The following is a 9,488-nucleotide window of genomic DNA, read 5'->3' on the forward strand; positions in this document are numbered from 1 at the left end:
GCAGCAATTGAAGCAGGCGGTTTCCGTCTTCGAAATTTCGGAAGCTGTGTTGCGCACGCAACAGACGGGCGAGATGCCGACAGAAACTGCGCGGTTTGCGTTGGCGAGAATGCGCGCAATCTAAGTGCGCTGCGCTTAAAAACCGGCAACCGAAAAGAAAAATGGCCCGCCGAAGCGGGCCATTTTGCATCAGACGCAAGCGCCTAAGCGTGCCTCAAAGTACCTGAAGGTACTTAGGCCGGCTGGATGTTCGCAGCTTGCTTGCCCTTCGGGCCTTGCTTGACTTCGAACGTCACTTTCTGGTTTTCCTGCAGGGACTTGAAGCCGCTGCCTTGAACTTCCGAAAAGTGAGCAAACAGGTCTTCGCCGCCGTCGTCCGGGGTGATGAAGCCAAAGCCCTTTGCATCGTTAAACCACTTCACAGTACCTGTTGCCATTTTTAATCCAGTAAATGTTGTGTGTTGCATTCGCGACCGCTATTTCTCAACACGAGATCGAGCGCGAAGTACGAGTTGTATCACGTCTTTATGATGGACGCCAATCAACAAGTATTCGGGTATTCCCCTGATTGGGCCCTTTTGGGGCCTTTTTTGGACCCAGAACGCATTTTGCGGGGTGTTCCATCCGGTAGGGTAAACTGCTTGTATTACTCTTCCAGGAAAAACATTGACACATTATTTGCAAGAAGAACTCACCTCGTTCTGGAGTCGTTTGACCCCTTATCTCGCGATATTGGAGTCGAAATCACCTCAAGAAGGCGCCCCGGACCCGGTCGGCCGCATCACGGTCGATAGCGACGATCACCAGGCTTTCGCCCTCCACACTACCGATAAAAAGCCGCATGGCGACACATCGGAAACCCCTACCGGACAAAGCGCGACCTACACGCGATTTAAAACCGCCGGCGCCGACTGGGGACCTTGGCAACGCGAAGAATATTGATTGACCGGCCAGTCGGCTTTTAGCGCCGGGGGCCGCGAGGCGTCTACGGGTGTTTAGCCCGGCAACGCCGCGTATGCGGTGGCGAGGTGATAGGGCGTGGTCGACGGCATGTCGGCACGCGCCACGTCACCCGCCGCCGTTTTGCATTCGAACCAGCCTTGCGGACGCAGGAAGCGCGGCCCGAAAAGCTCGATTTGCCGCGGCAGCGCGGCGAGCGCCGCAGGGTCGTGGTGGCTTGCCAATGCGCGCAGATATTCTGTCTGGGCCCAGATTCGCTCGGTGGTGTCCTTGATCCGCCCAGTTTCGTCGAGCGAGGCGCACACGCCGCCCGTCTGCGGGTCCACGCCATATTGCTGCGCGAAGCTGAACGCGCGCGTCAACGACTCGTCGAGGCCCGAGGCTTCGAACAACGTGCCGGCCTGCTTGACCAGCCAGAACCATTCGAACTGGTGGCCGGGTTCCAGACGGTTGTCGTCCGCGCCAATCGGCAATTCAGCGACGCAACCGCTCGGCACATGCACAAAGTGACGCGCGACAGCGCCGGCGAGACGGCGCAACGCCGCGTCGAAGGCGGTATCGTGCGTGGCGTCGCGCGCGGCCAGCCAGGCTTCGGTGAGGTGCATCAGGGGATTCTGAATCGGCGTGCCGGTCACGCTGGCGAAGTCGGCGGTGAGCGCGGCGTTGAACAGGTCGCCTTCGGCCGCGAACTGCGACTGAATCAATGCCGACGTGCGATGCACGATTTCCAGCGCGTCGCGGTTGCCGGAACGGCCGCCGTATTCCGCACACGCGAACACCACGAATGCATGCGTGTACAGGTCTTTGGTCGTGTCGAGCGGAGCGCCCTGCGCATCCACGCTATAGAACCATCCGCCGTGGCGCGTGTCCTGAAAGGTGTGCATCAATGAATCGAACAGCACGCGGGCGTGGGCCGCATCGCCTGCTTGTGAGAACACGAACAATTGCCGCGCGCACGCCATCGCCCGGTAGCGGTGCGCGGGCAATGGCTCGGGACCCTCGGCACTAAGCGCTTCGTAGGGCAGTTTCAGCGCGGTATTGAAACCGGGTCCGCGCCACAGCGGCAGCACCACACGAGCGAAGTGATCACGCAATGCGGTGGCGAGTGTGCTCGTCGAAGCGCTGGAAGGGGTCATGCTTTGCATTAGTTCGGTTAATCAAACGCGGTCATTCGAAACGCCAGCGGACTTTGGCTCACGCCGCGGTGCGGCCGTCGCCGATCGTGCCGAGTCGGCGATTATGGACGCTGAGCGGCCTGCAACGGGGAAGGCTCGCAAGCAGCATGTCGATCGTCGTGGCCACTCGCGCGGCGGGGTGCGGCCAAGCATAAAGCAAACGGCTGCCGCTGGCACGGCGCCACCGGTGCGCAATACGCTTCAAATAATTTCAGACAAGGAGGAAAAATAATGCTGGGGAACCTCGAACTCATTTCCCGTCTGGTGCTGGCGGCTGCGCTCGGCAGCGTGATCGGCTTCGAACGCGAGCGGCTTTCGTGGGCGGCGGGGCTGCGCACGCACATGCTGGTCTGCGTCGGTTCGACGCTCATCATGATCGTGTCGGCCTATGGTTTCGCCGAAGTACTGACGGGCGATCACGTCGTGCTCGATCCGTCGCGGATGGCCGCGCAGGTGGTCTCCGGTATCGGCTTTCTTGGCGCGGGCTCGATTCTGCTGCGCGGCGAGATCGTGCGCGGGCTGACGACAGCGGCAAGCCTCTGGTCGGTCGCGGCCATCGGGCTGGCGGTCGGCGGCGGACTGTACACGGCGTCGATCGCCGCGACCATCATCATTCTGATCATCCTCGCCGGGATCAAGCCGCTCGAGCGCCGCTTCATCACGGTGAAGCAACGGCGCCAGCTCACCATGATCGTCGAGCGCGGCACCATGACATTCCATTCGCTGCACGACGAACTCGGTGCCGCGAGCCCGCGCGTCAAGCAGTTCGTGATGCAGCAAAGCGACGACGCGCCGGAATGTGATGAAGTCGTGATCACGCTGCATCGGGTGTCGAATACCGAATATGAGGCGATCTGCGCTCGCTTGCGTCAGCTGCCCGGCGTCAAGCAGTTCCGGCAGGATGCGGCGTCGTCTTAAAAAGCGGAAAATCGTCGGCGAATGGCTTCGGCAGGGGCGCGCGGCCATGCGACAATGCGGTCTCGAAAAATTCCAATGGCATTGACGAGCGGTGCTCGGCGCCCGCTTTCCGGCGACGACCGCTTTTTCTCTATGGCAGATTCCGCAGCATCCACGCAGTCCCGGCCTCAGCGTGCCGCTTCGAAGAAGCGACGTCAGGCCACCGTCTCGACCGAAACTGAAAACAAGCTGGCGCGCGCCGCGCGCTCGGCACAACGTCTCGCGCAACTGAGCGATGCCTCACGCGACGACAGCACCCTCGACCTGTTCCCCGACGATCCCACCCGCGCCACGCTGGAGGCGATGAAGATCGACGTCCGGCAAGGCACGTTGCATGGCTTTGAATTACCCGATGTCGTGTTGGCGGCGGTCGGTGCGATCGATGCCGATGGCGCGTCGCTGGAGGCACGGGCGGCGCGCCGCGCGCCTCGCGCTGCGAAATCCGATGAACCGGCGCCGGTGAATGCGCAATTGAGCGGGTTGGAGACCGAGGCCGCGGAGGCGACGGTATCGCCTGTCGGCGACCTGGCTTTCGGGGAGGCCGCAGCGTTAGTGGATGAGAAGCTGGCATCGTCGGCATCTGACGCGGTCGTGCCGCTCACGCCGGCGATGGCGGCGGCCACGGTGGTGCGTAGCGTGACCGCGCTGCGCCAGGCGGGTGAGCCGGGTGCTACGAATACGGAGACCGCGGTTGCATCGGCCTCGGGGGGTGCCAGGTCGCCTGCGCCTTCGCAGCGCTTCGCGGCGGCCTTTGCCAAGGCGACGGCGGCTTCGCGAGAAGCGGTTGGCGCCGAATCGGCGGATGCGGGGGAGCAGCGCGGTTCGTCTTCGTCCGGGTCTGGGGCTGATTCCGGCGAGGTGGTGGCTGAGCCGGAGCCGGCTGCCAAGGGGGCGGGCGATGCGTCTGCGTTTGCGTTTGCGGCTACACCAGCACCAGGATCAGCATCAGCAACAGCCCCTGCATCAGGATTAGCACCAGCACCAGCACCAGCACCAGCACCAGCACCAGCACCAGCACCAAGATCCGCACCCGCGCATCCGCACCCGAACGCCGCTTTCACTGCGCCGTCCTTCCGCGAAGCTCAACGTGCCGAAGCAGCCGCGGCAGCGCTGCGCGCCGCGCCTGAACTCGACCGCGCGCGTGCGACGGCCTTCGCCGATACCGTCGATGCCTTATATGGCGTGATCGCCGACCAACGCCTCGCGGCGACCGACCATTCGCGCCGCATGAAATGGATGCTGTCGATCGTGGTGGGCGCGTTGCTGATGACGGTCGCGATCGGCATCACGCAGACTGTGCTCCTGATGCGTCTGACGCGAGAAACCACCGCCCAGCAGCACCGCATCGAACAGATGATGCAGAACCAGCAGGCCGCCATGGCGAGCTTGCTCGACACCCACCTGGCGATGGCCAATGCCGCGGCGGCCAACGCGGCTTCCGACGCAGCCGCATCCGCAGCGCCTCCGCCAGTTGCGACGCCCGCTCATGGCAAACGCAGCGCGCGAACCCAGTACGCGCACAAGCCGAAAGTAGCCAATTCGCGCTGATCTTCCGTGACCGCCGCGCCGGCGTTAGCGGGCGGCGGCTTCACCAGAAGGCACCTTTGACCTGAAATATAAAAAAAGGGATGTTGTCATGATGCGACGCACCATGGACGGAAACTCTGTGAGAACAACCCACACCCGGAAAATTGCTGCATTGCACTAGCTTTTTCCCAGGGAAAACCCTATAATTCTTTTTAAGGGAAAACCCTAGCAAATGCAGTAACCAACCCGGAGTCGCCATGAGCTTCATTTTTGCATTGTTCCAAAAGGTCAGCGACCTCTTTGCGTCGCCCCATCTGCCGCTGGATTCGGACTACTCGTATGCAGCCCGTAGCCGTGAAGCAGACCGCATGCGCAAAGCGCAAGCAACGTTGTTCGGCATCAAGCTGAGCGACTAAAAAGCCAAGTAGTAAAGCCTGAGCGCGGACCGCCGCGCGTGGGCGCGCACGTAGAGTGCGTATTGCCTCATTGAAGCCACTGCCCGTGAATGCGTGCCGTGGCTTTTGTTTTGGTGCGGTCGCCATTCGTTTCGCCTTTCTGAATATTTCCAAGCCGAAATGAATGTAACAGGGCCTGACGGGATGTCGTCGCCTCGTCTCGCTGATCCCCCGCGCATGCGCCGCAGACGGGCGGCGAACGCCAGAAAAGTGACCTCTCATCCGTCCCTTTCTATGAAATGTGTGCTTACAAGTGCTCACGTCTTCATGCGGTTTGGGCCGCTAAAGTTGGTCTCAAGCGTACGGCGTGTGGTCCGAACCAACACTGTGGTTCAAGGTGGACCTAACACGGGCGCTGGCTTGACACAAAACTTTGATGGGAGGTCACCTTGAAAACCTTTAACAAGATATCGCGTTCGATTATTGCAACCTTGCTGGCCGGCGGCGCATTGCTTGCGGCCGGCAGCGCCTTCGCCCAGGAACGGGTGGTCATCGAGAATGGTCCGGGACCAGCGGCTTACGGTCAGCCGCACATGATGCCGGTGGGCGTTTCGATCAACATCGGCTGGCATGGCGACCGTTATTACGACGGCCATCGCTACTGGGCTCATGACGACTGGATGCGCCGTCACCCGCACGACAACGATCCGCATCACCACGACGACCATCGTGCGCCCCAGCGTTACTAATACGCGCCTGGCACGCGCCTGACGGCGCCGCATGACGCGGCATGAAGTCCGCAAAGCCGGTCCTTCCACACGGAAGACCGGCTTTGTCACGTTCGGTCATGAAAATTGACGCGCTGCGCTATGCTTGAACGCTTTCATCGATGTCAGCAGGAGAGCGGCGTGAACAAGGCAGTGCTAGGTGTAGTCGGTACGGGATTGATGGGCGTCGGCATCGCGACGCAAAGCGCATTGCACGGGCATCGGACAATCGTCCACGACGTCGATCCAGCACGCCTCGCGAGCGTTACGCCGAAGGCGGAGGCGGTGCTCGATGAGCTGATCGACGCGGGACGTATCGACCACGCTGCCAAACAGGCGGCGCTTTCGCGCATCGAGACGCACGCGCAACTCGACGTCATGGCGTCGGCGCAATTCGTGATCGAGGCGATTCCAGAGGTGCTCGAACTGAAGCATCGCCTGTATGCGTCGCTGGTTGGCTTGATGGCGGACGATGCGATTCTCGCGAGCAACACGAGTGGCTTTCTGCCCGACCAGCTGGCCGCTCCGTTGCGCGCGAAGGAGCGTTTTCTGATTGCGCATTTCTGGAATCCGCCACACATGATTCCGCTTGTCGAAGTCGTGCCGGGTACCGCAACCGCGCCGCAAGTCACTGAGCAGACCGCTGCGTTGATGAGCGCGATCGGCATGGAGCCGGTGGTGCTGGCGAAGGCGATTCCGGGTTTTGTCGGCAACCGGTTGCAGTTCGCGGTGCTGCGCGAGGCGTTGCACATCGTGCGCTCGGGGGCGGCGACGCCCGAGGTGGTCGACCGGGTCATGAAGGCCTCGCTTGGACGCCGGTGGGGAATCGTCGGACCGTTCGAAGGCGCGGACATGGGCGGACTGGACACCTTCGTCGATATTTCCACGCATCTGATGCCGGAACTCGCCAAAGACGAAGATGTGCTCGATCTGCTGCGGGCTCACGTGAACGCGGGGCGCGTCGGCGTGCGCAGCGGCGCCGGTTTCTATGAATGGGACGAAGCCCAATTGGCGAAAGTCAAAGAAGGCCGCAAGCGGGTGATTAGTCGCGGCTAATGGTGCCAGGCGTTAGGCGGGAGACACTTTCCACTGCTACGCAGCCGACGATCGACGCGGCGCCGCCAGCTTGTTTCGCTGCCTCCCGATTCCACTCAGAATCGATTCCGCCAGTCCCTTCGGAAACCCTGAAGGGACCAGACCGCTCACCTCGTTGATCACGTGATCGGTCGAGTCGACGACTTCGGCGATGATGTCCTGCGCCGTCCCGCTTCCCAGCTCGACTTGTCGAGCCTGTTCGATCCAGTGCCGGCGCTGAATCTTGTCGATCAGATAGTGATTGGTACTGCCACGAACGGCCATCGCCATCTTCGCCTTCTGACGCGCAATCTGATTGCGCCCCGGACCGATGATCGGATGTGCGGAGAGCACGTCGTAAAGCGGCGTTGAGCGGTATAGGCCGTTGGGTAAATGGAAAATGCTGAAGTTCTTCGCGTGCCCATCCGTTGCCGCCAGTAACCAGAAGACAAGTTGAGTTTTGAAGAACTGCCGCCGGTCCTGATCCGCGTTTACCGAGCCGAGCAGTACGTCCATGATCTCGGCGATGCCGGGCCCACCGTCAGCCTGGTACTTCAGGTGCGAGGGCCTGGCGGTGGCCTGGCACATGTCTTCCTGAGGAAGGCGCACGATCCAGTTCGCGTCGCTGGACAGCCTGCGGTCGAAGCGCTCGACCACGAGCGCTTTCTGATCCTCGAACGTTGCAATCTCGCAATCGGCCGCGGCGAGTCCATACGCCGCTACGATTTTCGAGCACAGCCATTCGTTTTCAATCGACGTCCGCATATCCGCCTGCATGTTCCCAACGAGGCCGAGCGGGAGCTTGAAGATATGCGTGGTCGGCGTGCTGCCGGTCGGGTAGATCCACTGGTTGTCATGGCGCAGCAGCGCCGTTTTTTCCTGCGCGCCAGCAATCGATAATCTCAGATCCGCACCGTTATCGTATTGGCCGAGCGGCGCCGCTGAGGTGGCATTGCGCAGCAACTGCGCGACCTGCTGATCGGATAGTGGCGCGCCAGAAATGTCGTAGAGATCGGCGGGTTGCTCATCGGGCGGAAGGAGCTGGATCGCGCCGACGCAGTCACGGCCGAGTGCCATCAGCAGATCAAAAGCATTCGTGCTGCCTGTGCGATGCCGTTGAGCCAATCGCCGACGGATCGCATCGCTATCGGGAAGCAAATTGTCGAAGAATGCGCTGACAACGTCCCCACGGTACGGCTGATTTCCAGGCGTGAATGGCATCGACAGGGAAAGGGGGCGCCCCTGTTCATCTTCGATCCACTCGCCGAGATAACTCAGGCGATCACCTTCGCGGCTTTTTTCCCAATAGCCGACGGGCAGGCCGTTCATCCAGATGTCGAGTCGCTGCGTCTGAGGGCGGCGCGCCATGATTACCAGTTTTCCCTTTTCTTTTTGGCCGTGATTGCCCCAGGAGGCTGCTTCGAAGTCGACGTCTTCTGAGTTCGCCCGGCGCGGTTGGTGGCCGACGGGGGCTTTGCTTTCTTGACAGTGGGGGCGGCTTGTCGACGCTTCGGCGTGCCGGTTCGTGCGGGTTGACTGTCTGGAGCGGGCAACGCCTGGCTCAGGCGCAGTTCCACGTTCAGCAAACGCATGACCTTGAAAAGCCGGTCGACACTCGCCGATGCCGGATTGGCCTCCAGCTGTGCGTAGCTTTGCTGGGTGATGCCTAGCAGCTCGGCCACCGCAGCCTGTGTGAGCCCTGCGGATTTGCGGAAGCCCAACAGAATGGGGCGAAGCTGACTTAGTGTCTTGATAGCGTAATCCATTGGATTTTCTTCAGACTTGTACAGTCTCCGAACTGTATCATACAAATACAAACCACAGACTGTAAAGTTGAGATACAAGTCCTAGCCTGTATTTGTAATTTACAGTCCCAAGCCTGTCGAGCGGAACACGAAGGCAATCGATCAACCTGAAGCTGAAGGGCCAATGGCAGGCGCACCTTTCAATCCTGTCCCAGCAGCGCCAGCGAGTCTGCGGTATAAATACCTCCCGCCTCATCCGCCAACCCCAAACGCAAAAACCATGTCCCACTACTTCTACGATCCCGCTGCCGGTCATGGCCTGCCGCACGACCCCTTCAAGGCCATCGTCGCCCCGCGTCTGATCGGCTGGATTTCCTCACGCGACACCGACGGCACGCTGAACCTCGCGCCTTACAGCTTTTTCGGCGCGTTCGCCAGCTTCCCGCCGATCATCGGATTCTGCAGCGAAGGCCGTAAAGACAGCATCGCCAATATCGAGGCGACTGGCGAATTCGTCTGGAATCTCGCCACCAGGCCGCTCGCCGAGCAGATGAACCGCTCCTCCGCGCCGGTCCCGCCGCACATCGACGAATTCGAACTCGCCGGCCTCACGCCTGCGCCAGGTCGCAATGTCAATGTGCCGCACGTCGCTGAAGCGCCGGCCGCGCTCGAATGCAAGCTGCTGCAAATCGTGCGGTTGCATACGCTCGACGGCAAGCCAATGGACAACTATCTGTCCCTCGGGCAAGTGGTCGGTGTTCACATCAACGAGGCCTATCTGAAAGACGGCCTGTTCGACACGCATGCCGCGCAGCCCATCATGCGCGCCGGCTACCGCGCGGATTACGCGGAAATCGGCGAGATGTTCCAGATGTTCCGCCCGAGCGC

Annotated in this window: 12 protein-coding genes; 8 read left to right on the top strand and 4 right to left on the bottom strand. The window is 61.3% G+C overall.

The window, feature by feature from the left end:
* A partial coding sequence (locus tag QOC89_RS14860; protein WP_323045701.1) for a hypothetical protein occupies positions 1-207 on the top strand: 207 nt, incomplete at its 5' end.
* A 26-nt stretch (positions 208-233) separates the two neighbouring features.
* Here QOC89_RS14860 and QOC89_RS14865 read toward each other — a convergent pair.
* Positions 234-437 carry a cold-shock protein gene (locus tag QOC89_RS14865; RefSeq protein ID WP_007178724.1) on the bottom strand — a complete coding sequence of 68 codons (204 nt, stop codon included), beginning with the start codon at positions 435-437 and terminating at the stop codon, positions 234-236.
* Between the two features lie 229 nt (positions 438-666).
* Here QOC89_RS14865 and QOC89_RS14870 point away from each other — a divergent pair, with 229 nt between their 5' ends.
* Complete coding sequence (locus tag QOC89_RS14870) at positions 667-942, top strand: hypothetical protein (RefSeq protein WP_179739647.1); 276 nt, start codon at positions 667-669, stop codon at positions 940-942.
* Between the two features lie 53 nt (positions 943-995).
* On the opposite strand, the gene QOC89_RS14875 is transcribed toward QOC89_RS14870, so the two are convergent.
* On the bottom strand, positions 996-2,105 hold the full coding sequence (locus QOC89_RS14875; protein ID WP_323045702.1) for an AGE family epimerase/isomerase: 1,110 nt from the start codon (positions 2,103-2,105) through the stop codon (positions 996-998).
* Between the two features lie 261 nt (positions 2,106-2,366).
* On the opposite strand from QOC89_RS14875, the gene QOC89_RS14880 reads away from it, so the two are divergent.
* From QOC89_RS14880 to QOC89_RS14900, 5 genes are all read left to right on the top strand, one after another.
* Entirely contained in the window at positions 2,367-3,053 is a 687-nt protein-coding gene (locus tag QOC89_RS14880; protein WP_323045703.1) for an MgtC/SapB family protein, read from the top strand.
* A gap of 132 nt (positions 3,054-3,185) precedes the next feature.
* Positions 3,186-4,640 (top strand): hypothetical protein, encoded by a 1,455-nt coding sequence (locus QOC89_RS14885; RefSeq protein WP_323045704.1) that lies wholly within the window; start codon positions 3,186-3,188, stop codon positions 4,638-4,640.
* A gap of 236 nt (positions 4,641-4,876) precedes the next feature.
* Positions 4,877-5,035 carry a hypothetical protein gene (locus QOC89_RS14890; RefSeq protein ID WP_179739636.1) on the top strand — a complete coding sequence of 53 codons (159 nt, stop codon included), beginning with the start codon at positions 4,877-4,879 and terminating at the stop codon, positions 5,033-5,035.
* Positions 5,036-5,463: 428 nt separating this feature from the next.
* Positions 5,464-5,763 (top strand): hypothetical protein, encoded by a 300-nt coding sequence (locus QOC89_RS14895; protein ID WP_323045705.1) that lies wholly within the window; start codon positions 5,464-5,466, stop codon positions 5,761-5,763.
* A 120-nt stretch (positions 5,764-5,883) separates the two neighbouring features.
* Positions 5,884-6,837: a 3-hydroxyacyl-CoA dehydrogenase family protein gene (locus QOC89_RS14900; RefSeq protein ID WP_323045706.1), complete on the top strand. Its 954-nt coding sequence runs from the start codon at positions 5,884-5,886 to the stop codon at positions 6,835-6,837.
* A gap of 36 nt (positions 6,838-6,873) precedes the next feature.
* Here QOC89_RS14900 and QOC89_RS14905 read toward each other — a convergent pair whose 3' ends face one another.
* Both QOC89_RS14905 and QOC89_RS14910 read right to left on the bottom strand, forming a co-directional pair.
* Positions 6,874-8,223 carry a type II toxin-antitoxin system HipA family toxin gene (locus QOC89_RS14905; RefSeq protein WP_323045707.1) on the bottom strand — a complete coding sequence of 450 codons (1,350 nt, stop codon included), beginning with the start codon at positions 8,221-8,223 and terminating at the stop codon, positions 6,874-6,876.
* 2 nt (positions 8,224-8,225) lie between these two features.
* Positions 8,226-8,621: a helix-turn-helix transcriptional regulator gene (locus tag QOC89_RS14910; protein ID WP_323045708.1), complete on the bottom strand. Its 396-nt coding sequence runs from the start codon at positions 8,619-8,621 to the stop codon at positions 8,226-8,228.
* A gap of 259 nt (positions 8,622-8,880) precedes the next feature.
* Between QOC89_RS14910 and QOC89_RS14915 the strand changes: the two genes are divergently transcribed.
* On the top strand, positions 8,881-9,488 hold a 608-nt coding region (locus QOC89_RS14915; RefSeq protein WP_323045709.1), incomplete at its 3' end, for a flavin reductase family protein.

Source organism: Paraburkholderia sp. (assembly GCF_034668105.1).
GTDB lineage: Bacteria > Pseudomonadota > Gammaproteobacteria > Burkholderiales > Burkholderiaceae > Paraburkholderia.

Bases quoted from the DNA above. Each gene is read 5' to 3' on its own strand.
- QOC89_RS14865 (WP_007178724.1), bottom strand. From the start codon at position 437: ATGGCAACAGGTACTGTGAAGTGGTTTAACGATGCAAAGGGCTTTGGC.
- QOC89_RS14875 (WP_323045702.1), bottom strand. From the start codon at position 2,105: ATGCAAAGCATGACCCCTTCCAGCGCTTCGACGAGCACACTCGCCACC.
- QOC89_RS14880 (WP_323045703.1), top strand. From the start codon at position 2,367: ATGCTGGGGAACCTCGAACTCATTTCCCGTCTGGTGCTGGCGGCTGCG.
- QOC89_RS14885 (WP_323045704.1), top strand. From the start codon at position 3,186: ATGGCAGATTCCGCAGCATCCACGCAGTCCCGGCCTCAGCGTGCCGCT.
- QOC89_RS14890 (WP_179739636.1), top strand. From the start codon at position 4,877: ATGAGCTTCATTTTTGCATTGTTCCAAAAGGTCAGCGACCTCTTTGCG.
- QOC89_RS14900 (WP_323045706.1), top strand. From the start codon at position 5,884: ATGCTTGAACGCTTTCATCGATGTCAGCAGGAGAGCGGCGTGAACAAG.
- QOC89_RS14905 (WP_323045707.1), bottom strand. From the start codon at position 8,223: ATGGCGCGCCGCCCTCAGACGCAGCGACTCGACATCTGGATGAACGGC.
- QOC89_RS14910 (WP_323045708.1), bottom strand. From the start codon at position 8,621: ATGGATTACGCTATCAAGACACTAAGTCAGCTTCGCCCCATTCTGTTG.